The 26,196-nt window shown below is 44.3% G+C and carries 20 protein-coding genes; all 20 read right to left on the bottom strand.

Annotation, left to right across the window (positions count from 1 at the left end; genetic code table 11):
* Nucleotides 1-7: 7 nt before the first annotated feature.
* The gene (locus MHH60_RS02365; RefSeq protein ID WP_076133040.1) at nucleotides 8-1,021 is read right to left on the bottom strand and encodes a FecCD family ABC transporter permease; all 1,014 of its coding nucleotides are present in this window, start codon (nucleotides 1,019-1,021) and stop codon (nucleotides 8-10) included.
* Nucleotides 1,018-2,043 (bottom strand): FecCD family ABC transporter permease, encoded by a 1,026-nt coding sequence (locus MHH60_RS02360; protein WP_076133042.1) that lies wholly within the window; start codon nucleotides 2,041-2,043, stop codon nucleotides 1,018-1,020. The genes MHH60_RS02365 and MHH60_RS02360 overlap by 4 nt, the downstream gene beginning before the upstream one ends.
* Nucleotides 2,044-2,117: 74 nt before the next feature.
* A complete protein-coding gene (locus tag MHH60_RS02355; protein ID WP_076133043.1) occupies nucleotides 2,118-4,088 on the bottom strand; it encodes an AraC family transcriptional regulator in 1,971 nt (656 codons plus the stop codon).
* A 297-nt stretch (nucleotides 4,089-4,385) separates the two neighbouring features.
* Entirely contained in the window at nucleotides 4,386-4,625 is a 240-nt protein-coding gene (locus MHH60_RS02350; RefSeq protein WP_341161109.1) for a hypothetical protein, read from the bottom strand.
* A gap of 53 nt (nucleotides 4,626-4,678) precedes the next feature.
* Nucleotides 4,679-5,230 (bottom strand): NADAR family protein, encoded by a 552-nt coding sequence (locus tag MHH60_RS02345; protein ID WP_076133046.1) that lies wholly within the window; start codon nucleotides 5,228-5,230, stop codon nucleotides 4,679-4,681.
* A gap of 2 nt (nucleotides 5,231-5,232) precedes the next feature.
* Nucleotides 5,233-6,120, bottom strand: a complete 888-nt coding sequence (locus tag MHH60_RS02340) for an NUDIX domain-containing protein (RefSeq protein ID WP_076133048.1) — start codon at nucleotides 6,118-6,120, stop codon at nucleotides 5,233-5,235.
* A gap of 26 nt (nucleotides 6,121-6,146) precedes the next feature.
* Entirely contained in the window at nucleotides 6,147-7,157 is a 1,011-nt protein-coding gene (locus MHH60_RS02335) for an AAA family ATPase (RefSeq protein ID WP_076133050.1), read from the bottom strand.
* On the bottom strand, nucleotides 7,154-7,834 hold the full coding sequence (pnuC, locus tag MHH60_RS02330) for a nicotinamide riboside transporter PnuC (protein ID WP_076133051.1): 681 nt from the start codon (nucleotides 7,832-7,834) through the stop codon (nucleotides 7,154-7,156). The genes MHH60_RS02335 and pnuC overlap by 4 nt, the downstream gene beginning before the upstream one ends.
* 318 nt (nucleotides 7,835-8,152) lie before the next feature.
* Nucleotides 8,153-9,802, bottom strand: coding sequence for a DUF6138 family protein (locus MHH60_RS02325; RefSeq protein WP_076133053.1), 1,650 nt, complete (start codon nucleotides 9,800-9,802; stop codon nucleotides 8,153-8,155).
* Between the two features lie 44 nt (nucleotides 9,803-9,846).
* Nucleotides 9,847-10,773 (bottom strand): ADP-ribosylglycohydrolase family protein, encoded by a 927-nt coding sequence (locus MHH60_RS02320; protein ID WP_076133055.1) that lies wholly within the window; start codon nucleotides 10,771-10,773, stop codon nucleotides 9,847-9,849.
* Between the two features lie 305 nt (nucleotides 10,774-11,078).
* Nucleotides 11,079-12,020, bottom strand: a complete 942-nt coding sequence (locus tag MHH60_RS02315) for an alpha/beta hydrolase (RefSeq protein ID WP_076133057.1) — start codon at nucleotides 12,018-12,020, stop codon at nucleotides 11,079-11,081.
* Nucleotides 12,021-12,080: 60 nt separating this feature from the next.
* Nucleotides 12,081-13,133, bottom strand: a complete 1,053-nt coding sequence (locus MHH60_RS02310) for an LLM class flavin-dependent oxidoreductase (RefSeq protein WP_036677037.1) — start codon at nucleotides 13,131-13,133, stop codon at nucleotides 12,081-12,083.
* A 64-nt stretch (nucleotides 13,134-13,197) separates the two neighbouring features.
* On the bottom strand, nucleotides 13,198-14,067 hold the full coding sequence (locus MHH60_RS02305) for an NAD(P)-dependent oxidoreductase (RefSeq protein WP_076133058.1): 870 nt from the start codon (nucleotides 14,065-14,067) through the stop codon (nucleotides 13,198-13,200).
* A gap of 156 nt (nucleotides 14,068-14,223) precedes the next feature.
* Nucleotides 14,224-14,808: a TetR/AcrR family transcriptional regulator gene (locus tag MHH60_RS02300; RefSeq protein WP_232061372.1), complete on the bottom strand. Its 585-nt coding sequence runs from the start codon at nucleotides 14,806-14,808 to the stop codon at nucleotides 14,224-14,226.
* Between the two features lie 294 nt (nucleotides 14,809-15,102).
* Nucleotides 15,103-15,861, bottom strand: a complete 759-nt coding sequence (locus tag MHH60_RS02295) for an ABC transporter permease subunit (RefSeq protein ID WP_076133061.1) — start codon at nucleotides 15,859-15,861, stop codon at nucleotides 15,103-15,105.
* Nucleotides 15,858-16,631: an ABC transporter permease gene (locus MHH60_RS02290; protein ID WP_076133063.1), complete on the bottom strand. Its 774-nt coding sequence runs from the start codon at nucleotides 16,629-16,631 to the stop codon at nucleotides 15,858-15,860. The genes MHH60_RS02295 and MHH60_RS02290 overlap by 4 nt, the downstream gene beginning before the upstream one ends.
* Nucleotides 16,628-17,350 (bottom strand): ABC transporter ATP-binding protein, encoded by a 723-nt coding sequence (locus MHH60_RS02285; RefSeq protein WP_341041153.1) that lies wholly within the window; start codon nucleotides 17,348-17,350, stop codon nucleotides 16,628-16,630. The genes MHH60_RS02290 and MHH60_RS02285 overlap by 4 nt, the downstream gene beginning before the upstream one ends.
* An 83-nt stretch (nucleotides 17,351-17,433) precedes the next feature.
* On the bottom strand, nucleotides 17,434-18,441 hold the full coding sequence (locus tag MHH60_RS02280; protein ID WP_076133066.1) for a sensor histidine kinase: 1,008 nt from the start codon (nucleotides 18,439-18,441) through the stop codon (nucleotides 17,434-17,436).
* Nucleotides 18,438-19,115, bottom strand: coding sequence for a response regulator transcription factor (locus MHH60_RS02275; protein WP_076133068.1), 678 nt, complete (start codon nucleotides 19,113-19,115; stop codon nucleotides 18,438-18,440). The genes MHH60_RS02280 and MHH60_RS02275 overlap by 4 nt, the downstream gene beginning before the upstream one ends.
* A gap of 202 nt (nucleotides 19,116-19,317) precedes the next feature.
* Entirely contained in the window at nucleotides 19,318-26,115 is a 6,798-nt protein-coding gene (locus tag MHH60_RS02270) for a putative Ig domain-containing protein (protein ID WP_076133069.1), read from the bottom strand.
* Nucleotides 26,116-26,196 lie beyond the last annotated feature (81 nt).

Raw genomic sequence — 26,196 nt, 5'->3', positions numbered from 1 at the left:
CGTCCTCCTAATTGGCCTTCGATAGTAAATAAAGAAAGTACGGAACACTGATAACCGTAATGACAATTCCCGTCGGAACATCTCCCCCCAGGCTAACTGTGCGCGTAATCGTGTCAGCCAGCACCACGACTAATCCTCCGGTCAGGCTGGCAGCCGGAACGAGCAATTTATGATCGGGCCCGACCAGTTTTCTTGCCATATGCGGAGCGATCAAGCCAACGAAAAAGAAGCTTCCGCCCACGGCCACACTGCCAGAGGATATAGCAACCGCAGCGACCGACAACCCTAAAAACTGCCGCTTCACGGCAAGACCCAGCCCTTCTGCCGTCTGATTGCCCAGATGGAGGGTGTTGAGTATGCGAGACTTGTAGAAAATATAGCCGAGTAAAATCAAGACCCATGGTGCCAGTACGGAAATATAACGCCAATCAGCGCCCCACAAGCTTCCCGCCAGCCAGTGCAGCATGAAATCCATCTGCGAATCATTCAGCTTGAGAGTCAGGAAGGTGGTCAGCGCTTCATACCCGCTTCCGAGTGCGACCCCGGTTAAGATCAAACCGATTGGCGAAATATCTCGCCCACGGCGATACGATAATAAGAAGATCAATCCCGCTGCCAATAATCCGCCAACAAAGGCCAGTAGTGGCAGGGCTATAAAGGAGCCCTTTCCTGTCGATGCGATGAATACGACGAAGAACAGGACAAACAAACCCGATCCCGAACTAATCCCCAGCGTCCCCGGACTAGCCATGTCATTACGCAGCAAACTCTGCATCACGACCCCAGCCGCTCCCATTCCCAGGCCTACCAAGATGGACAGTGTGATTCGTGGCAGGCGAAAATCGAACACGATCAGATTTTGTTTGTCTGTACCGTTTCCCAGGAGAACATTCAGCACTTCTAGCGGTGAAAGATTCATTTTGCCAGAATTCATGCTAATGACAGCAAACATAAGGATGAGCACCATAAGCACTAGATTGACGATTATGCCCCTTTGCACCGTATAACGCTGCTTGATCATTCAGATTCCCTCCTTTGCTTGCGAGCCAGGAAGAGAAAGTACGGCACACCAATGATAGAAAATATAATGCCAATCGGTGTTTCGAACGGCTTATTGATCAAACGTCCAGCCAGATCGGCCGACACGGTCAGCAACGCACCATATAGTGCAACTGCCGGAATAATGTAACGATAGTCGACACCGACCATGTATCGCACAATATGTGGGGTAATCAGGCCAACAAAACCGATCGGGCCAACTAAGACAACAGCCAATCCAGTCAGCACGAGCACGATAATCGTCGATAACCCTTTGACCAGTCCGCTACGAATACCGAGTCCACTTGCCACATCATCCCCCAAACTGAGCAGTGTAACAGAAGGAGATAATGCCAGCGCCAGCAGTACACCACCAATAAATAGCGGTGAGATAATCAGCAATTCCCCCCACTTGACCCCCGCTGTACTGCCTGCCGTCCAGAATGCCAATGCTCGACCCAGATTATAATTGATCGCTAAATACTGACTGAGTGCGCCAAATAGCATGGAGATGGACAGTCCTGCTAATACCAGCCGCTGAGGCGTCATCCCGCGCTTGCCCAGTGACGCGATGAAGTAAGTGATCCCGGTCGCGAGCGCTGCCCCCAGACAAGCAAACAGCATCATATGCCCATACGAATAACCTGGCAGAAAGGCCAGGCAAAGAGCAATCGCGAATGCTGCCCCAGAGCTGATCCCCATCAGTCCGGAGTCAGCCAGCGGATTGCGCGTTGTTCCCTGCATAATAGCCCCACATACCGCAAGGCTGCACCCGACGATCAGATCGGCTACGGTACGCGGAAGACGTAGGGTTTGTATAATTTGATGCTCAGTGAGCGTTGGATCAAATCGGAAAATAGCCTCCCATGCAGTCGCTAACCTCATGTCGGCGGCGCCGAAGCTAATCGACGCCGCCGACATGAGAACCGTTAATCCAAGCCCTACCACCATGTACATGGTGAAGTTCACCGCCCCACGGCGTTTTTGTTCAGGCTTGTTTTTCATTACGCTTTCCTTTCCTTACCTACTGATAGTCATATTTGCAAATTGGAGTACTTCTTTTAACCTCGTCAAAATCCTTATTTAGCCATTGCCAGCAAATGATTTACAATATGATCAATTAATGCACTGGAGGTCATTATATCCGTGGACCAAGATAGCGATGTACCCACCGATATGATCCGGTTATGTTGCACAGCAGGTAGTGATTTCCAGACCGCATTATCAGTAGGAACTTCCGTATCCCCTATAGCGATTAGATAATCCCCTATGTAAGCAGCCAAGACCTCCATAGAGATATCTCCCCAATATTTATCTGCGTCAATAATATCAGTTTGAACTTTTGAAGGTGCCTTCATTTTAAGTTCATTATAAACAAGCTCGCCAACCGCATGCTTGGCTCCTGCGATGTAGTTACTTTTATCACTGAATTCCCCCATAGTAATTGTCACGTCTGAAAGACCTGCATTCTGAAGGGCTAGCTTCGCTTCTTCGATTTTTCCGGTATAAGCACTCAGAACAGCCTTAGCCTCTTCCTGCTTGTTCAAAACATCACCAATAAAATGTATCCGCTCTTCTGTAGTCATATCACCATAAGGGACATAAATTGTCGGGGCAATTTTGGATAAATCTTCATAATTTTCATCGCCCCATGCTAAAATGATCAGATCAGGCTCAAGAGTCATGACATCTTCCGGTTCCATAGCTATTTTAATAGAGTCTGTAATCTGGTTAGCAAAAACAGCCTCTTTCCCGTCCCTTGCCGCTCTCGCCACCCCTAAAGGAGTTACACCTAGGGCCACCACATCACCAACCAAATAATCGACTACAACACGCTGAGGGTTGTTCGGTACCTTAACGTCACCCTTTACTGTGGATATCGTTCTCGTCTGTGAGACTGCTTCTGAAGCATTCGTCTCCGATACTTCCGGTTGCGTCGTCTGTTGTGTCTGCGCAGGGTTTGAATTCACCGTTCCCCCGTTATTCGATGGCGTTCCCGATGCACATGCCGACAATAACAGCATCAAGCTCATCGTCGCCGCCAAGATCATTTCTTTACTTCTTACTTTTCCAAACATGGTTGATTCCCCTTCTCTATAAGACTGGACTAGACCCGCTAGTTCCCTCTCATAGTAAAGAAAATGAGAATCATTATCAATACCATCTACCTGCATAGATAGTGCGTTTATTTTCCGATAATCACTTGGTGTCATCTTGTAATACTTCTTAAACATCCGAAACAGATTTTTCTCATCTGCAAAACCAGATCCTGTTGCGATCTCTTTAATGGTTGCTTCTGTATGTTTCAAGTCATGGCAGGCAGCTTCAATCCTTCTCTGAATGAGGTACTCCTGTAAGCTCATGCCTTCTTTCTTTTTGAACAGCCGCGTCAATTGCCCGCCACTGATCCCAAACATATCAGCAATTTCTTGGAACATAATCGGTCGCATGTAATGTTTATCGAGATATATCTTGGCAGAACAGGCTGGATCTGGCTGGAGATACCGAATCTCCCCACTCTCAAAATCTCTGTACACCCCATGTATCAATTGATATAGAAAACTTTTGGCCTGCAGCTGATCCATCGCCTTGCCGCGGTTCCAGCCATTCATCATCTGTTGAAACCAATCGAGTAGCAAGATAGGGTTACTTGGTGTATAACCATACTGTTGAACAAATGGATTTACTTCCTCCAGTAATTGCTGCAGGTGTCTCTTGAAAAAAAGAGGTAATTCTGCTTTGTAAAACACCATAAAGGTCTTTACATTCTCCCCTTTAGGCGAAATACTGAGTAGGCTCCCCTTGCCTCCGTGAACTAAACCAAAGCGCTCCATTCCAAATGTGGTTTCATTCAGTTGAATTTGCGCTTCTCCTCCACATGCATAGATAAACATGCTACTAGGCATTTTATATTGCTCCAACGGGTATTGGGACGCTACATTCTGAAAACGCACATCTATTAATGTAATGATCGAACGTGTCCAAATGTGGGCCATCGTATCGATCATCTCCGGTGTAAAAACCTGGCTTGCTGCTGCTTCGTCTTGCATCTATCTGCGCTCCCTCATCTCACCTTTTGCAATTTATATCTCACCTATCAATTGATATTGATTATCAATATCATAATTCATGAGGTAAGTATATCATCATTAAGTGACATTGAGGACAAGTTCTTGCCCTGAGCAAAAGACAAGAACTTGTACCGATAAAAAAAACCGCGCACAGCGCGGTTTTCAGTCAGACTATGTTCTTGTCCTCTGACTGAAGAATCGTTTCTATAATCTCAGTAGAAGATATAATTTACAGCTAAATATCACGAAGCAGTGAAGTATCAAGCTCCGCTCTTCCTAAGTAGCCGCTGCAGATAACGGGGCGGTTAATGATTTCATACATTTTTTAAGATCCGAAATGGACTCTTGGCTCCAGGTTTCAAACGAATCGAATTCCGCCATAGAAATTTGATAGTACTCCGGGGAGTCAGTTACCCCGGTTAGGATCTCATATGCATAAATATTGTCGCCAAACTTTCCTACAGATTGATATCTTCCTGTTTTCAGGCAGATATAATCGGTATATTTCACGGTCATCCCTCATCCTGTCATTGATTTCCTCATGTTCATTAATTTAATCTAGTATAAATCTAACTCCGCAGCAATTCGTCCCGCGCTTCCGTCAGTGCGAACCCCAGCAGATTTCTGCCCCTCCATTTCATGGGATTCTCCGCATCCGGATTGGACTGGCCCATGCCGATCCCCCAAATACGGTCCCGCGGGCTAGCCTCGACGAGGATGCGGTTCTTCGTCGAGTTAAGATAATCATTGAGCTTCGGATTCTGCGAAAATTTGGCCAAGCTGGCTCTTTTGACGATGCCGTAACAGTCCTTATCCCAAATATCTTTGTCAAAGTTTTGGACCGCACGTCCAAAAGCCTTCATCTCCTTTGGATGCTTAGCTTTAAGGATGGACTCCAGTATTTCGTCATCGCCGAACAACCTTGCCTTCTCGGCCATCATAAACTGCTCGGCGCAGGAGTACTGCGTTCCCTCTACCGTGAACGGGCACATCCACCATTGGCTGAAGCAGCTTTTATCGACGCTCCCGTCCTTAGGCGGTGTATGTCCCCAAAAAAATAAGAATTTGAACTTTTTTCCTTCGTTATATGCTTGTCTTAACTCATCGATATTGTAAATCATCGTTAACCCTCCAAATTTCTCCGATATAAGCGGGATGGTCTATGCCCCGCATTTTCGGTATAATGATCGGTCTCCACTACAAGATCGGCTACTTTACGCCGGAAGGCCGCCTTCAACAGCTCTTTATCCATAATTACCTCATAAACCTGCTGCAGTTCCGTCAATGTAAAAAGCTTCGGCATCAAGTGCAGTGCGATATCGGTATAATTCACTTTTCCCCGTAACCGATCAATAGCGCATGCTATGATCTTCGCATGGTCGAAGGCCAATCCGTCATTCGATACGATCTCATAATCCGTGCCAGTTGATGTAGTCTTCGCTGTCATAGTCCTCGCCACGACTGCCGAAAGTTCTTCTTTTTCACTGCTTAGTTTGATTTCGTACTCCAGCGTCTTGATGTATCCGTCCACAATCAATTCTTTTTGCTCCCGCAGCGGCCGATAGGATACCTTGAACCAGGCGGCGTCTGCTGCATCATCTCCTGCCTTTAACTCCAACTTGTCGCTGTTAATCAGAGCCATATAGCTGCAGCTTATTACCCAGGTTCGTGGGTCGCGCCCGATATCACTGAACGTATACAGCTGCTCCAGATAAACATCTTCCACGCCGGTTTCCTCGCATAGTTCCCTTACTGCTGCCTGCTCAGTCGTCTCATTCGGCCGGACAAAACCGCCAGGCAGCGCCCATTTGCCCAGGAAGGGGTGAGCCCCCCGGCGAATTAAAAGGACGCGTAGCTCTTTTTCCGGTAGTTTGCGATAACTGTCAGCCTCGTCTTCCGTCACAGTGAAGATAACCATATCCGTTGTCACTGAAGGACGCTCGTAATCGCCTGCCTTGTATTGCTTCAAAAATTCAGATTCGGTAAGTCCATCCTTATCTATCAAATCCAAGTGGGTATGCCTCCTTTATATTTGATTTAACCGTTTAGCTCTCCGTAATAGTTTCCGTAGGGCTCGAACTTTGCCAACACTTCATCTACCTTGCGTATACGTTCCTCCAGGCTCCCCCGCAGCGTAATATAGGGGATCCGCCGCTCCTTCAAATCCGCGATAATCTGTTTATGAAAGACATGCCGTTTCTGATCCCCGCTGCGGTCCCACGTATCGTCGTAAGGAATATCGTCAGCGCATAGGAAGAACAGATCATAACGTTGCGCGTTCTCCAGAGCGATGCGGGTTAACAGTTTCGGGGCCCGGCCGTGGTAATCCAGCGCGAACATATACGTCGTGATCGCATTGGTATCGACGAACAGAACCCGGTTCGCCGCAAGCAATGCCTGTTCTTCGCGCTCGATATGACCCACCGCGATTTCATCGAACGCTTCCAAGCCGATTCGGCGGTCCACCTGATGTTCGGTCCAATAATCACGTCCGTATTCGCTTACGAACGTTGTGCAATACCGCTGTGCAAGTGCTTCGGTGATCGTCGACTTCCCCGTCGACATCGCTCCGACGAACACCACTTTTGTGATCAAATCCCGGTATACGATATCACTTACGAACTCCTTGTACTTATATGGATTGGCACGGACCATCGTCGCTGAGATCGGAACCCGCTCTCGGGCTTCATCCACCCGCCGGTCTATCGCTCCCAAAGCGAGACTCATATGTTTGCCGTAGAATTCGCTCGAGTAAAAATGCGTTACTTGCTCTCCGTCCAGCAAACCGAGTATATACTGTTCTTCCCGAACCTCATGCTCCCTGTCATCCGAATACCCATCCGGACCATCCCAAGCTTCGATTACCCGGACTTCCGGATAGAGCCTGCGAATCCAATTTGCCCGGACATGAAGCGGGATCGGAGTGACTGTCGTTTCGTAAATGACCAGGATCAATTCATCGACCTCTTGTAGCGCCGTTTCAATCATGAACTGATGGCCTTTATGCAGCGGGGCAAACTTTCCCAGTGTTAGTCCAAGCGTGCTCATGCCGCCACCTCCTTCGCCCCTTTATTCCAAATATAGTACCCGTAAACTGCGTTGACCAGATACGCGCTCCACATCACGATCATCAGCAGGCCTTCCCCGCTGCCCTCCAGCATACGAATCGCCCACAACAGCACCGTAAAGAGATTTAGCACGATATAGACCAGCCATTGTTCCTTGAATCTTCTAACCATTAAGAAGGTCGCCACAACAGACAGCACCGTCGTAGTAGCATCGATGTAAGGCGAATTCTGTCCCGGAATGAACGAAAGCCCAAATCCTAGCAGCAAACAGCCGATTACACTGACCATCCCAACGAGGAGCAGACTTCTAAGATCCATCTGCCGCATGGTCAGTCTACCGTCTTTTTGGCGATTATTTTTCCACATGTAGAAGCCAATAACATTCATTGGAACAAAGAATAGCAGATTCAGCATTACCTCTCCAAACAAACCGTTCATATAGGCCAAATAAGCATAACCGATGGTATTGTACATGCCGAAAACATAGCTCATCAGGTTGCCCTTCGCTGCAAGCACCACGCATAACACCCCAGTAATAAATACCGTGAATCCGAATAAAGAGTCCTTTGTAATCACTGTAAACCCAACAGCAATTGAGGTAAACAGTACCAACCATGTAATTTCGAACAGATTCCAGTTAGCTGCCACCTTTTTCATCTTGCATCCCTCCGCTTATTCCACTCATTCATAGAGCGAATAAAATTAGTTCTACTTAGTATCGTTTTGTTAATAACATATTGTTACTATCAAAAATAACAGAAAATTCTGTGAAGGGCAAGCAAATTCTTCCTATTTCCACAGACAGGTATAATTGAAATCGCCGCCAGTAAGGTATGCGATTGGAAGTCCGTAAGGCTTCTCAACAGAACTAACTTTAAATGTGTAAAAATAAAAAGAAACCCCTAATAAAAGGGATTTCCTCTAATCTTGTTCAACTAACGCACCAATAGGGAATTCAATATTTATATATCGTCATCAACTTATAAGAGTCAGCAGCTCCGATAGAATAACTCTAAGCTCAAGTTCCGTCTGCTCTGACTTCACGGATTTTTCCAGCTTTGCAAGGCTTCCGAATATCCGGTATAGAACCTGCTCTTGTTCATATATTTCTTTAGGTGACAGCTCTTGTAGCAGCGCTTCTGCTAGCTCGACCCGATCGATCACGAAGTTTTTGACAGATCTTGCTTCCTCATTTCCTGCTAGCAGGATGTCTACTAGGACTGGCATAAGCTCAGCCTCCACGCCGTGCGCATCAATAAAGGTCTCCGCATAACCATCCTGTATCATTTGGTGTTCCGTATCTACCATCTCCATATAACGAGAGACGAGTGAGAAATATTCCTTGCTATATAATCCTAATCCGAGTGCAGCATATGTACCAGGCATGACCGACTTTTCACCCGGTTCCGTGTCCTTGTACCACGCATAGGGCTCCATAGCGATATCCGCATACGCAGCCAGCTTAGGATAAAGAGCCGGATATGCCAGTGCACCAGCAAAAAACTGATGAAGACCTGATTTAGCCATTTTTTTTAGAGGAAGATAGTTCTTTTGTTTGCTTTTCAGCTTCAGGTTATATTCCTTCGGGAATCCCTGCTGCAGCAATTCGGTAATGTGATCCAATGCTTCTCCATAAGCTGCTTCCTCCTCGTTCAAAATCCGGACTTCAATGCTCTGCGTTACATCATTATTATCAACTTCAACACGGGTCCCTTTATATACTGGAGTGAATTTCCCGCTTCCCCCCTGGATATACTCCGCTGCGCGTTTTGAACCAAGCTGGACAGCTAGTTTCAAATATTGTTCCCGGATGTCCGGTTTCGTTTTTCCAATTTGCAGAGCGGCATATACAAAAAAGGAAAGTTGATCTGCATTCGGATCCATAAACGGCTTATCCTCTTTAGGTATCCAATCCATTCTAAAGCTGCCTGTACGCACAAAATAGCGTGGAAGAAAAATATTTTGAATCCAATTTTCCATAGCCAAAGTATACTGGCCAGTCCATTCGTCTAAGCGTCCCCTATTACTTCTGAGCTTGTCGGACAAACGCTCTATTAATGGGCCAACCACATTTTCTTCCTGCTTCAAAAGATCAGGATTCATCAAGTGATGAGAAAAGAAAAACTGTTCATCAACATTCGGCAATACGGGAAGATCAGGCATGATTTTGGATGTTATAAACTTCTGTAATGATTGGCGGAGTTCGTTCAGCTTCTCTTCGTTTACCAGATGCACGCAAAGTGTTAAATCTTCGTCCTCCATTTCAAAGGAAAGTACGATCTGGAATCGGTAATCAAAAAAACGAGGACCTAGCTTTTCTGATAAAAAAAGCTCCTCCACTCTCCTACATAATGTCGGGTAAAGTTCAGATCTGATTAATTCCTCCGTGAGTTCGGCGATATAAGGACCTGCTTCGATTTCATAAGAGCTGTCTGTCCAATCAAACGGTTCTTCAACATCAATATGTATTTTTCCGTCACGCCAAGCTACCTGAAGATAATCCTTTATCCCTGCCTGAAGCGGACGATTTCCTATGAATTCATTTATTCTTATAGTCTCTTTATTGTATATGGTTATCATCTCGCTCCACACATCGTCTAAAAACCTCTGTACTGCTGCGTTCATTCCTACTCCTCCTCATAGTTAATGCTAATAGAACCTAGTACTCCTCATGCTGATTGAAGACGGAGAAGCAGTTGATCAACCAGATCTGTCTCTCGCAGCTGGTTGATCCAGCGCTGAGGGATATGCTCATAGCCATATCGGATTCCGGCAAGACCACCTGTGATACAGGCCGTTGTATCCGTGTCGTTGCCTAAGGCAACTGCTCGTTTGACGGCATCTTCGTAGGAAGTGCAGGTTTGGAGGATCATACACGCACTGAACAAGGAATCCACGACATAACCGGATCCTTCGCCATAGAATACTTTATCAGGCTGAATGTTCTCTTCGAGCTCCCGTTCATGCTCAGGCATCTGCTGGTAGATCTTTCGAAGCTTGCTAAGAGCAGTTTGGTAGCACAGATTGAAGTCTTGCTTTTGCAACAGTTCACGTGCAATTAACACATACAAGGCACAACATACCTGATTACAGATATGTCCATGAGTTACAAGGCATTGAGTATGTGCGTTTTGAACGAGCTGCTCATCTGTTCCTTTGTGCCACAAGGCAAGTGGTAGCACGCGCATCAGCGCTCCATTCCCTTTCCCATCAGGAACCGTATTGCCACTCTCGTAAGGGGACATTCCATGGTAATAAGTAGTCAGCGTACGACTGGTTTGTATCCCAATATCAAAAACTTGTTGGGCTACTGCCCATCTACCTTCGTGATACCAATAGACCAATTTGTCTGCAAAATCAGTTAGCTCCAGTGTACCTTTATCGGTCAGACTCTCCAGCAGACATAGTGCCTGCGCACCATCATCCGACCAGGTGCCGGCAGGGACATCTCGGTAGGTGGGCTGAAAGCCCACAGGAGGAGTAAACTCAATCTGCTCAAGAGGTGGGAGCTGCTCCGCTGATCTGAATTCATAGGGGACACCAAGAGCATCTCCAATCAATAAGCCGTAAAGCCCACCCTTAATTTTATCCCACATGTTGTATTCTCCTTATCACTAGATATAATTTGGATCAAGCTGCTGCAAATATATAAGCCTACCCTATCAATATTTAAACTGTTTTGCATCATCTAAATAAAAATTGAAAAAATAAGCTTCCAATGAACAATACGATAGTAATCTAAGCCTTTTTTAAAATCAATAATATATAACAAAAGATGAGGCTGTTTTTAAAATCAACAACCTCATCTTTTTTATGAATCTTTCCCGAATAATTACGTGTTTCTACTTAAATAACCAATCAACTTTTTCTTTGGATTCGCAGTTTACTTTAGTCCCAGTAATTAGTTAGGGTGAAGTGCCCGGGCCATCGCATCCATATAGCCCTGAACAGCTCGCTGACTCACTTCTGTTTCTGGCGCGAAAATTTCGAAAAGGTGATAACAACCGGGATACAGGTGGAATTCAACATCTACACCTGCTTGTGCAAGTCGTGCCACATACTCCATTGTCTCGTCTCGGAATAGATCGAGCTGACCTATACAAGTATAGGCTGGCGGCAAACCTGCCAAGTTCTCCGCTCTCGAGGGTACTGCATAAGTAGATTTCCCTCTGACATCGCTCTCCTCGCCCAGGTACATGTTCCAAGCTGCTATGTTGTCTGTTCGGTTCCAGATTGCGCCTGCTTCCGTAATCTCATGACTGGACGGTGTGATGTTACGGTTGTCAAGCATCGGGTATAATGGCATTTGGAAAATAAGAGACGGTCCTCCTTTATCACGCGCCATCAGCGCGAGTGCTGCTGTCAGTCCGCCGCCACCGCTAGCACCGGCAATTGCAACCCGATTCACATCAATGCCAAGCAACGCTGCCTCCTCCGTCATCCATACCAATCCAGCATAACAATCTTCGATCGCCGCCGGATAAGGGTGCTCGGGAGCAAGCCTATAATCAACCGATACGACAATACATTCAGCTGTCTGAACAAAGCGTTCACATAATTCGTCGTCCATATCCGGATGTCCTAACACGTATCCGCCCCCGTGAATCCATAGCATGGCTGGTAACAAGTCATTCGTTCGCCCGGCAGGTTCATAAATTTTCACCAGCATCTCGCCTCCATCCCTCGGGATTTTGCGACTGGTTGTGTTTACATGCTCTGATCCTTTCACGGATGCAGCTGACACTAAGCTCCTGCTCCACTCTAAATTCTTCTCCAATTCAAACCCAGGAAATTGTGAATAAACCTCTCTTAATTCTGGTAGTATACGTGTTTCATAACTCATGATAATCCCTCCAAATAAAATAATGAATTTGTTCGTTTACGTTTTATTCATAGATAATCCTTATCCCATTTGAGCTTCCCACTTGGCAATTTCCTCTCGTACTCGCGGCGCAACCTCTGTACCGAGCAGTTCTATAGCCCGCATAACCAACTCATGCGGCATCGTACTTAAGGGAACATACATCATGAATCGTGTAATCCCTACATGCTTACGCAGATGGATAATTTTTTGGGCGACTGTTTCCGGATCCCCTACATACAACGCACCATCAAAGCGTCGGGCAGCATCATAGCTGGAACGATCATAGTACGCCCACCCCCGTTCTTTACCGAGCTTATTCATACCGTACTGGGTAGATGGAAAAAAGAGTTCTGCCGCCTGTTCCGTATCTTCTGCAACAAATCCGATGGAATGTGAACCTACCTGAAGCCGCGAAACATCATGTCCGGCATGAGCTGCCGCCTTTTTATACAGTTGTACAAGCGGTGCAAAATTGGTTGGGTTTCCACCGATAATCGCCAGGACTAATGGCAGACCCAGAAGTCCTGCACGTACGGCAGACTCCTGAGTACCGCCGCTACCAATCCATACGGGTAAAGAGTGCTGAACAGGGCGCGGGTATACACCCAGATTATTTATCGCTGATCGATGTCCTCCACTCCATGTTACTTTCTCAGATTCCCGTATTTTCAGAAGCAGCTCAATGTTTTCATTAAATAAATCCTCATAGTCATGCAGGTCATAACCAAAAAGCGGAAAGGATTCAACAAAGGAACCCCGGCCCGCTATAATCTCGGCACGTCCATTGGATAAGCCGTCCAGCGTGGCAAAATCCTGAAACACACGGACAGGATCAGCTGATGAAAGGACCGTTACAGCACTCGTCAATCGAATCCGCTTTGTTAGGGGGGCCGCAGCAGATAACACCACTGCTGGTGATGAAGCTGCATAATCTTCACGATGATGTTCACCTATGCCAAACACATCTAGTCCTACCTGATCCGCAAGGACGATTTCTTCGACGACTTCACGTAATCGCTGTGCGTGACTCATCACAACTCCGGTCTCAGTATCTGGCTTTGTTTCTATGAACGAAGTAACACCTATTTCCATAGTTAATCTCTCCTTATATTTTCTCTTGCAATTTGCCCGACATCATCGGTGACAACCCAATTTCTTAAGAAGAATGCTCAAGACAACGGATTAAAGCCGTCCAATCCAACTCACCATAACCATTGGCAATTCCTTCAGACAAGTGATGGTGGATAAGCTGACCTAAAGGTAGAGGAGTTTGAACGGACTTCGCTGCCTCAATAGCCAATGCAACATCTTTTAACCCAAGCTTCATTTTAAAACCGGCTGGTTCAAAGCGCTGTTCGCTCATGATCGCTCCATAATTCTGATATATTGGAGACTGAAAAAGAGCATTTACAACATTCATAAATTGGGACGGATCAATACCGTGCTTTTCTACCATTAGCTGCACTTCCGACAAAGCTTCCAGCATTGAAGCAATTAGAAAGTTAACGCCAATTTTTACAACGTTCCCTTCTTCGCCGTGATCCCCAATCTCTACTATCTCTTGACCCATTGCTGTTAAAACGGGAAGTACCCGTTGTCTTGCTTGTTCCGGACCAGCTAAAATAATACGCAATTTAGCTTCTTTAGCGGCATCTGGGCGCCCCATCACCGTGGCAGACACAAAGTGTTGCTTTCGCTCCGCATGCGAGACGGATAATTTTCGAGCCAGATCTACGCTGATTGTACTGGCAGAGATGTGAATTCCATTTTCCGATAATCCATTCAATACACCATTCGGTCCCTCGACGACCTCCTTCAAAGCAGCATCATCAGAAAGCATGGTAATTACAAGATTGCTTTCTTTCACTGCCTCTAGCGGTGTTTTGGCATATCGTGCTCCCTTTTTCATTAAGGGTTCAACTTTTTCAGGGGTCCGATTAAAGATGACTAATTCATAACCCGCTTTCAATAGATTTTGGGCCATTGGGAGCCCCATATTTCCAAGCCCAATAAACGATACTTTCAATAGACACCTCTCCTTATTGTGATGGATTTCTCAATAACGGAATGAACGTTCCAAAATAATCAAAAAAATATAGTCTAACATATACTTTTCAATTATCACCTTCATAATATGGGAAACACGATAACGGAACGATCGTTCCGGAATAATTAAAAAAAATTAGATTCCTGCAATTACAAAGCTAATCATCTCTTTTGCACGTTCCGGATGCTGATCTGCTTTGGCCATTATATTTATGCTTTGATGTAAATTCAGCAATAAATAAGATAACACTTTGATATCAGTCGTTTTATCAATTTCTCCCCGTTGCTGGCCCTTTTCTAAAAGGTCACAAAAAGCTTGCTCTAATTCCAAAAAACTAGTCTTTATCAACTCATTAATTTTTTCATCTGGCGACTCCAATGTTGTAGCTACATTCGTAACAAAACATCCGCCCGGCAGGCTGGTATCGTATGCTGAAGCAATATGATACTCAAAAAATTGAAGAATTCCATCTCTTACGCTTGATGCCTGTTCAAGAATAGCCTGCTTATTGAAATTCCCCTTTTTATAATGCTCAAGGGCATCTGTATACAAGGTTTGCTTGTCGGAAAACGTATCGTAAAGGCTGGATCGGCTAATGCCCATCACTTCTAGTAAATCCGGTATGCTAGCTGCTTCGTATCCTTTTTTCCAAAACAACAGCATGGCTTGATGCAGCGCTTGATCTTTGTTAAATTCTTTTGTCCTAGCGATAAGTAACACCTCCCGTCATTGAAATATAACATATCTGAACTGATCAGTCCAGAAAAAAGTGAGCAGAACTTTCACTCATGATTCTTTGCGATATTTGTACATTTATTTTCTATTATTAAAATCCTAGACTATGTCATTAATCCAGACTATTCTATTGATTTATAAAATAAACGGACACTCATATTGGTGTCCGTTCTTAGATGAAATACTTATTTATTGAATTGCTCAAAAACATCTTTTATTCAAACATTAATGTTTGTTGCATATTGATCTAGTTAAATGATCATATCAGCTAGTTCAGAGTTAGGCATCTCGTTTACGGTAAAATACAATGGCTGCTGTAATAAAGATCAGTGTCCATAACAGGGAAGTACATGTCCCTTCCATGGGTGTAAGATCATTTATTCCATCAGAGGAAGGCGGCATATACATATAATAACCTGCAGTATCCGGAAAATAATTTTTAATACGGTGTACAAAATCTTTCGACAATGGACTGACAATAAAATAATAACCAAGCAATACCACTAAAGAAGGAGTAGTTCGTCTTAATAATGCACCTACAGCTGCACTGAGAAGGGTGGTTAAAGTTAGATAGCCTGTTGCACCTGCTAATGATTTTATCATTTCGTCTATTTCAATCACTACTGCTGTGTCTTTCATCATGATAAAGGTATATAGTACACCTGATGCAGTAGTAATAGACGACGCAGGAATGGTTATAATGGTCAAGGCCAAATACTTCGTGGATAATTGAAACCCTCGCCAAGGTATCGTAGTTAAAGTAGTTCGAATCTGTCCCCCTGTATACTCTGAACAAGTAGCTAAGATACCAAGAATAATGAACCCTGCTTGTAGATATCCCATAGAAGAAAGTCCTGTATTCAGTATATTTTGCGTTCCTGCTGCCTCTTGTAGATCAACAGAAGTAAAAGCTGCGGCTAAACCTAAATTAAGAATGAATGTAACCATAAGAGTGAGCCCTATCAATGGTAATGTAACTAATTTATCCAGTTCAGCACCCAGGATTTGTGTTATCTTTCTACTAGATGAGACACTCATGCTGCAACGTCCCTCCTATGGAACACAATAGCTGCAACAATGAAAACAACGACTACCCAGGCAAACATGACTAAACCGCCTGTGAAGGGGGTGTGAAACCTGTCGAATAAACTGCCTGTGGACATGTTGTCCGTAAACATAAACATTTCAGCGCCAGCCCTATCTGGTAAGTAAAACGCCAACTTTGTAACCCTATACAACAGGACACTAAATGATACAACGGATGAATTTATTATGAGCACAGCAAGCGGGAGGATGCCATTCTTAGTTAGCAAAGTAATTCCAAGTGCTAAAAGAGCAGTGAATGTCCAGTAACAAATGGCACCGGTAAGTCTGGACCATTCAAAGGCAGGGGCATATTCACCAAGAATAAGATGCGTTGCAGACACAGTTGTCATAATAGCAACAATACAAAGCAGTATGCTGATCACAGTCACAGCGCCTGCTTTTGCCAGCAAAAAATGAATTCGGGATGAAACAACAGTTAAACTCGTTGTAATCTGTTGTCCTCCACCAGATTCACTGCTCTCTGTTAAATACTCACTGCTGACAGCAAGCACACCAAGAATAATAACGCCTTGCACACCAAGAGCTAACCCGATATAGCCAACTTCCGATAGCCGCGTGCTAACTCCAGCTATAATCTCCTCTTTTTGGGCTATGCTGTCTAAGGCAGCAATAAGCGCTGGGGCAAACACTCCAATAAGCAAGGCTAGCCAAATGCCTGGCAGGGAGAACAATTTAGATAGTTCCGCGTTGAATGCTCTCATACAACTTCACCTGCATTTTCAGATGTCAGGGCAAAAAAAGCTTCCTCCAGGGTGGAATAGTTACCTATTACTTCTTCCAATGTTCCATCTGCAACGATGCTTCCGTGCTTAATAATCACCACATCATCAACCGTCTCTGCAAGCTCTCCCATTAGATGACTGGATAATAACACCGTATTTCCAGACTCAGCACGTTCACGTAAAAATGTCCGGATCCACCGAATTCCTTCTGGGTCGAGCCCATTTACGGGTTCATCTAAAATCAATATTTTTGGATCACCGAGTAGCGCAGCTGCTATTCCAAGTCTCCTTCCCATACCAAGAGAATACTTCCCAACTCTTTTTCCGGCTGCATTAGTAAGACCTACTATTTCCAGAACTTCCTCGACACGTGAGTTAGACAATCCTGCGGCACGGGCAATCCAACGCAAGTGTGCCCGTCCTGTTCGCATACGATGAGCTCCAAATCCATCAAGCGCGGCACCTACTGTTGCTAGAGGATTATGTAATTCTGCGAATGGTTTTCCATTGATTAGTGCACTCCCTGAGGTAGCACGATCTAATCCAAGCAGGATGCGAAGTGTAGAGCTTTTTCCTGCTCCATTTGGACCTAAAAAACCAGTTACTCTGCCAGGTCTAGCTTTAAAACTGATACCTGATAAGATTTTCCCAGTTCCGCGATGTTTGACTAAGTTATTAATTGTAAGCAACCATAACACTTCCTTTCTGTTATGGTTCTAATTATAAAGAAGCGAAGTTACATCTCGGTTATCCTGCTGTTTACTTCTGGGTTAACTTTAGGTTAAGCTCTACCAATAGCCACTCTTGTGCCGTTTTCATTTGATGTAAAGTCAGCTTTCAGCTTCATTTTATTCAACATATAATTTGAAGTCGATAAACCTATCCCCGCCCCACCCTCATAGGAAGAGTTATCCATCCCCGGGCCCCTGTCTGCAACAATGATCTGTTCTTTTTCTACATCAACCCCAATGTTTACGTATTTCCCTTCTGCTGCATGGCGAAGAATATTCTGAAATAAATTATCCAGAACCCGTGTCATCCATTTAGGATCTGCTTCCCAATAAAAAGTCGCCTCTGTCGGTAAATCAACCTCGATCTGGATTTCTTTTTCTTCAAATACAGGATACCACGCAGCAACAGATGCTCTTACTAAACGTCCAATATCTGTTGAAGTGGGCTCAAAAGGATGTTTGCCTGATGTAAGCAATGTATAGGAAAGTAAATCATCCATTAGATCTCCGACTCTTGTAATTGTATGGTTCATCTCTGTTAGTGAGTTTTGTCCTTCTAGACTCATTGATTCTTTATTTAATCGGGTGACATGTCCTCTCAAAATGGTTAGTGGCGTACGTAAGTCGTGAGATAAATTCGCTATGAGTCGATGTCGTAACAATTCCTCTTCATATGCCCGCTTACGACTGTCTTCAAGCTGCTGAATCATCCAATTAAAAGAACTGCCTAACTGGTCGATTTCATCCATACGATCACGTTGAACGGATATTGGTTTAGGAAATGAATTATGATTAGCTGAAAATGACATGACTTCCTGTAAGAGGTTAAGACGTTTACGAAGTCTCAAGAAGAAAATCCAAGAAATTACCACAAATGCGACAATAATAAAACCAAACAAAAGAAGTACAATGTAAAAATAATTTAACTTATTCAGCTCTTCTTCATTAAAAGGAGACTCAATGAACGCTGATAAGAAAATAAGTACGATCGGAGGTAAAAAGATAAATAGAAAATGTCCTTTTAGGAAACGACCAAATAATGATTTAGTCTGTTTCATAGTTTCACCCGATAGCCTATTCCCTTCAATGTTTCAATAATCTCTGGGGAGTCTGGATGACGTTCCAGCTTTTGACGCAGTCGATGAATATGTACCATTAATGTTTTATCACCTGTGATATAAGCTTCTTCCCAGATGGCTTCATAGATTTGTTCTTTTGGTAAAACTTGATTAGGGTGGCGTAAGAAGTACATCAAAATATGATGTTGTTTCCCTGTCAATATAATTTCTTCCCCTGTGTGTTTGTCAAATACCATTTGGACTTCTGGATCTACTTCAATATAACTCCCTAATGAAATACGTTCGGGATGTGTTCCGCCACCTCGACGGATTAGTACTTCTAATCTTGCCACTAATTCATCCGTATGGAATGGTTTCGTTAAATAGTCATCAGCAAATTGTAACCCTTCTACCTTATCATCTATCGATGTTCGAGCAGTTAACAGCAAAATAGGAACAGCAGGAGCCGCCTTTTTTAATCGTTTTCCCACAGTAAATCCATCTAAACCGGGTAACATAATATCCAAAATAACAATTTCATGCTGGTTTACTACTTTTTCAGCTCCTTCACCAGAAAGCAGCCACTGTACTGAAAATCCTCGTTGTTCCAATTCTTCCTTTACCCAACTGCCTATCTTCTCATTATCTTCAATATATAACACGTTTCTTTTCAAGTAACATCCCTCTCTCAAAATCGAGTTCACTATTAGACAGATTAACACAATCTAAAGAATTGTTTCCAGTTAAGACAATTTTATTGTTCGTGCGGACTTTCACCGCCAAGTTATCGTCCATGCCGGGCGCACACTAGAAACCCCTCTAACATGGCAGTGCATGTTAGAGGGGTTCGAGCGTAGCTGCTAATTTTAGGAAATACTACTTTATGATACTAATAGATTTCGAAATATTATCGAAGAATAGATTTGCACCAAAATACTCAGCAATGAAACGTAATGGGAGCATTGTACGACCGTTTACAAGTTCAGCTGCTACATCCATTCCTGGTGCAAGTTCACCGATCTTAATCGACAAAGTCTGACCTTTCAAGGTAATCATTACGGTTTTCGTAACGTTATCCCAGCTTACATTTGCTCCTAAGCTCTCGGCAACGAAGCGCAGTGGGACTAACGTTCTGCCTTTAACTACCATTGAAGCAACGTCCATACTCATTTCGATTCCGTTTAATTTATATCCTGTCTTTCCTAAAGTGAATTCCAATTTCACAGGTTCAGGCTTGGCTGTAATGAAGACATAACCTAGTCCTTTTGCCGTGAAGGTAAATTTACCTGTCTCACGCTCATAGTTGCCGCCTAAAGGCTCCATGTTACCGTTCAATTGAAGCATAACACCGCATAACATGTTAAGCTCGTTTGTCGACAGCTTCTCTTTTGACAGATCGAAGGTTACGGGTATAAGCCCTGTATAATCCGTTACTTCCCGGCCATCCACGAAGATCTTTAATTCATATCCCCGCCCTATAGCTCCGTCTCTTTCAGCTACAGGTTTAATGACAATCTTCATCCGCTTTCCTGTATTCAATTGCTTCAACAATTCAGCGGACAATTTAATAGATACGGTGTCATTCGTAACGATTAGCGGTTTGTCGGCATTAATAATCGCACCGATCGTATCGCTTTGAATCTCAAGCTCATCTTTTCCGGCGGACATCGTCAATGCAATGGAATTGCCCTTCTTCAGCTGCTCTTTGATTGTAGCATCAATACGCTCCGCTACGGATAACTCTGGCGAAGGAGTCGGCGTACTGCTGTGGCCATTTGAATTGCCGCCATTGTTATTGCCATTATTGCCACCACTGTCATTTGTAGTAATTACAATAGTTAACTCTATCGTATCCATGCCAGCATGATTGGAAGCCGTAATATTGAATTTGTAAGTTCCCGCTTCAGTAGGCACGCCTGAAATAACACCCGTAGCTCCTTCTAGATTCAGCCCAGCAGGTAAATAATTATCACTCACTTTCCAGGTAATCGGTTTGTCGCCGTAAACCGCTAATGTTACCGTATACGGTTGTCCCACGTTGCCGCTTGGCAGATTCTTAGTGATAATCTCCGGAGCTGTATCCACTGGCTTATCTTCTTTAATCTCGATACTCAATTCTCGCTGATCTATACCAAAATCATTCGTAGCTGCAACAGTGAATTCGTAATATCCTGCCTCTTGAGACGTACCCGAGATAACGCCTGTTGCTTCATTTAGGTTCAAATCTACTGGCAAACCTCCTCCCTGGACCTTCCAAGTAATCGGTTCACTGCCATATACCGCTAATGTTACTGTATACGGTTGTCCAACTTTGGCATTTGGTAAATTCTTAGTGATAATCTCTGGAGCAGTGTCAACTGAGACATCTTCAGTGATCACTATATTGAACTGTTTTGTGTCACTGCCTGCGTCATTGTTGGCTTGAACTTTGAACGTAAATTGACCCCATTGATCTGGTGTACCAGAGATAACACCTGCATCTTCATCCAAGCTCAATCCTAATGGTAATTGACCCTCTACAACGGCCCATTTGATCGGCTTATCGCCATCAGTGGTAAGAACTGTCGAATAAAGTTGTCCTACCTTGCCATCCGCAAGCGAATTCGTCGTAATCGTTGGTGCCGTACCTGCGTCTTCAGCCCATTTCGCATATAATTCAATATCCCTTGTAACAGGATCAGCATCGAAATCCCAAGCATCGTTTAATTCTGTATCTTGATACCAACCGCCGAAGACAGTTTTATCTTTTGTCGGCGCTGTTGGCTCGGTAATTGTACCGCCCATGTCAGCGAACTTCACCGCAACTTCGCTGCCCCCATTGGAATCAAAAGTTACCGCATAAGGGTTGTGCGCGCCGATGGAAGGCGTTCTGCCGCTAAGTGAATTGCCGAAGAAGTCTGTTCTCTCCGTCATATGAGGCAGAGCATTCGCCCGATCCACATATGGACTTACAATCTCGGCACCTGCACCATAGGCCAGGTTATTACCATCCGCAAGACGGAACCCGTTCATCGCACTATAATCAAGCTTGGCATCCACTGTTCCACTGTTGCTAATCCAATGTTCAGGCGCAGATTTATAATCTTTTAATATAGAATTTAGTTCCTCTTCTGTTACATAGCGGTTGTCTGTTGCTGTTACGCCTGCACCTAGATATCCGCCTCCACCTGCGTTCATGCTGCCAAAAAGATTAGCCGGATATACAATGTTGTTCGTAAAACGTCCGGCTGTAAATGGAGCTGATGTTCCCCCACCTTTCAGACCCACCTGGTTGTTTTCCCCAGTGTAGGCAAATATATTATTTTGGAAATAAATGTGCAAGTTGGAGGCTGTCGGGTCAAATACTAACGAACTGCTATTCTTCAATGGTGTGACGATGACATTGTTATAGTATAAGCCACTTAATTCCTCGCTCGTTGAAGAACCTCCCGCAAGTAATATAAGACTGTTAAAGCTCTTGTTAAAATCCGGGCTGCGACCGTCGTTCACGCTAATGTTGTAGCGAACGATATTGCCCTTGGCAGCATTCATCTGTAAGTACCAACCGCCATAGTTATTTCGGCTGTAATTGTATTCATACACATTGTCCTGACAATAGTTGTCAATGTCCCATGCCATACCGTCATTACTTGCATGATAAGGGTTGTCTACGGCTTCATTATAGCGGAAGATCGTACCTTTACTTGCCATAATCCACGCTGCCGCATAGTTTTGCGAACCTAGATATGTTGGTGTTGTATTATTTGGACCCCAGTTCGTAACCAGATTGCCGCTCTTATCGCTTAAATAGCTATAACCGTTGTCCGTGACCACATTTCGTTCCACAAGGGAGTTGTTCCCACCAGACATGACAATGCCATCTCCAACCGAACTAGAAACCCAGTTGTTTCTAAACACAGCGTTGGATGCCCAAGGATAGCTTGAATTACTCCAAGTAATGCCTGTGTTATTAGTCCCTGGATTGCTTGGCCCGTAGGCATTGTTGCGAATACCTTCGTTATCGCAGCGAAGGGTTTTATTACCTTCAACCAATATATCTACATAACCATTAATAATGATGCCACCGGATACCTTACTTGCTCCATTTGCTTGGTGCAGCCCATTAACATCATGAACGTAGTTATCTCGAATGACGATTCCTTGCATACGAGCATCAGCATAATCTTGAATATTAAACTGACCTTGTCCCAGCTTGGAAATCCGTGACATTACAGCGATACCGGAACGGCCGTCACCTGCCGCATTGCCGATGTTCGTTACTTCAATTCCACTGACTACCCAATAGTTAACGTCATATAACTCAATGGTACCGTTTAAGGAAATGCCTGATGGGCTTGACGCTGTTCCTCCACCATTAATTATCGGGCGTTGGTTAGGGTCGGTCGTATTATATTTTGTAAGCGTAATCGGATTTCCTTCCTCACCATCGCCGCGCAGTTTGATTTGTTCGTTCCATACGCTATTTGCATCCAGATAAATGGTTGAACCTGGCATAAATACATATTCATTAATCTTGGAGATTGATTTCCATGCCGTAGCCGGTGTGCGTCCATCTGCATGATCGTCACCGTTATTGGAGAAATAATAATCACGGACTTCAAGTGGTAGAATGTTCAACTCGAATGTGATTTCGGCAGGATTCAGATTCAGTCTAATGGTATATTTTCCTGGCACGATATTATTTCTTGCGAATGATTCTTTGTTAATTTTCAATACATTACCGCTAACCGTATAATCCACATCCCGCAGTAGAGTTACAGCGCCGATCTCCACTCCAGTCAGATCCGTTAAATCAGGATTTACGGTGATATTATAGTCATCCAGACCGATAACATATGTGCTGTCTTCTAAGTGACTATACTCTTTAGGCAAGAGCTTTAGTGTAATAGAAGCTGTTCCGGTTTGGGATGTTATTCCACTATCGATAACATATACGTCATCAATAAAATGCCTGTTCTGTATATCCTTAACCGTTCCTGGCTTGTTGCCCCAGTTCGTAGCAAGCTGCAATGCATCGATCTTGGAAATATTGTTCTTAACTGGAGTATCAAAATTACCGCCAGCTGTTGTTTGCCTTTGAATGTCTTGTCCATCGATTTTATAGGTTGTTCCTGTTGATGTAACGAACCATTGAAATTTATGCCAACCTTTGCTTCGCTTGACATCTACAGGATAGAATCTCCCGGATGAACCAGGTCTGACTGCGTAATTGGTCAGATTTGCCGCCCAGTCACCATCTCCATTACCATAATTTATTCCGATATGTTCATTGGACGATGGGGTTAAGCCAAAGACAGCGTGGTCATTGGAAGCCGCTCTGCCATCATCATAGTACCAAGCAGTAACGATTGTTGTCTTACCGGTTGCAGGGGCGTAATTATAGGTACCTGGAACAGTCGCCACCTGACCGGCGCCGCTTGATGTCGCGGCCTTTCCTCCGGTACGGGACATCACATCGCTGTGAACATATCCGTTCGCACCATTTGAAAATTTCTTCTCCCCTTCAAATCCATCGTAAAATTTAGTGTCAGCCTTATTGAAGTAATCAACACTCACATGTACAGTAACTTCTTCGTTCCCTGTCGGAATATAACCTTTCTTAACCGTCACGAATCCGGCATCATCAACTTCAATCTTATTCTTGTCTTGATCCGCCGGACTGAAGCTGATGTTATCCGCAACGAACACATCAGCTGTGTCAACCATTAACCGCGTTCTATCTCCTGCCCGTAATGTATCGTTCTGGCGAATTAGCGCAATGTTCGCTGAATATTGTGCACTCTCCCCTGATTCATCAGAGTCCAAGAATCGTGACGTTGCGTTGCCGTTTGCCTTTACTTTAAATGTATCGTTTAATGTCGGAGACAAAGCCGTATCATTGCTTGTTGCTGCAATCGGGCTTCCATTAATCACTCCATTACTGAAGAGTTGAACCGAATAGGCAGATGCGTTAGCGACGCGATCCCATGTAGCATATGTGCCGTTCCATCTGGCATTTGCCGGTGTAGGCAATTTCTCGATTTTCAATATTCCGGATGCTGCAACTTCTTCACTGATATCTCCCGCAGTATTTATAACAATGGCTGTAACAGTGTAGTTGCCCACTCCCAGTCCCCTTGCATAGGGCAGAACATGATGCCTTTCATGATTGTTAGGCTGGTCGGGTCCCCCATTTTTCGATAAATAATAACCCACAGGTCCACCGTCTTTGAACAGTGTTACAAGGGTATCACCGTAATTGGAAGCGCCATTATAAATACCCGTATCCGAGTCAAGCGTTGGATTAATTGGTGCATTCACCTGCGTATTGGTGGTTATCAACAACGGTGCAGCATGGGATTTCACCACAACTCCCTCTGCCGAGGAAACTTCGCAATAATAAAAATTGCCTTGATGTGAAGCTGCGTCCACATTGGAAAGTGTTAATACTGCCTTATCAGCTCCGCTGACTTTTGTCCCGCTCAAGCCGGCCTCGTCATCAGATACATACCATTGATAAGCAGTAGCAGCGGCTGATGCCGTAATGCTAAATGTTGCTGTCTCATTTTGTTTCACTTCTGCCCTTGTGGGCTGCGTGATTATTTCTAAATTTGGCAATCCGCCGGGAGGTACCAAATTCACTGTTAATGTTCTGGTACCTGTTGTTGTAGCCACATCTTTTACAACATAAAAATCGTCGATTAGATGTTTATTTTTAATATAAGCTTTGTTCCCTGACTGGCTATTCCATCCCCCAGATATTTTAGGCTGAATGGTTGTACCGCTCTTCATAGCTTTGTAAATATCACTTTGCGCTGTATCGGATATTAATGTTCCGTCTATTTGTAACGTCGCACCATTCGGTGTAATAAGCCACTCGAATTTATGCCAGCCTGTTGAACGTAAAGCCCCGCTATCTTTCCAACGATTGCCTGCTGTACCCGCTGATGATGGTGCATAAGCCCAAGTATATTTCGTCGGGTTATGAATAACATCAGCCTCTGAACTTTGATAGAATGTCCCGGCAAAGGTAGCATTTTTGCCATCTACAATAGCAAATTGAGTTCTATCCGTCGCTGTCTTCTCGTCATTGGGATACGGGTCAAAATACCATGCCGTCATCTTATAATTGCTGCCAGCCGGCAATGCCACGTCTTGGGCTACCTTTTCATTATTTGTATCATCCGAAGGTGTAATCGCTTTCAATCCAGAGCGGGACTGTGCATCGGACAGTGTGAATGACGAGCCTAATTTGCTCATAGATGTCATCGGACCATTGTTGTTCTCGAAGTCCTCCATGAATAACACTTCTGAGTCAGGGTAATAATCTGCCGTGGCCGTGATTGTCACCGGGACGCCGGGGGCACCTGGCGACGCAAATGTATAACCGTTAGATAAAGTAATGTTACCCTGATTATTAACAGTTAAAAGATGCGAATTGCTGGAATCATAACTTACCTCGTCAATAACCGGTCCTTTAACCAGACTGCTTAAAGGCGAACCTTTATAGGTGAGATTTACCCTGCCTGATTGACCTGCCGCTTGTGTCAATTCTAGTACAACGGAGTCAAAAGATTCGCCCCCTCCCGCAGCTGATGCTTCAGATAAAGGCGCCAAGCCGAACAGACCAGGGAATGCCAACGTTGTAGCCGTAACTATCGACAAAGCTTTTTGCATCCATTTCGATCGTATCATTCTAAAATTTCCTCCCTTTGAAGTTAATAAATATATACTTTATAAAAAATCTGTATCTATGGAAGTCTTAATAGACATAGA

Source organism: Paenibacillus sp. FSL H7-0716 (genome assembly GCF_038002705.1).
Classification (GTDB): Bacteria; Bacillota; Bacilli; order Paenibacillales; family Paenibacillaceae; genus Paenibacillus_AQ; species Paenibacillus_AQ odorifer.
This window is presented reverse-complemented; position numbering and strand designations above follow the sequence as displayed.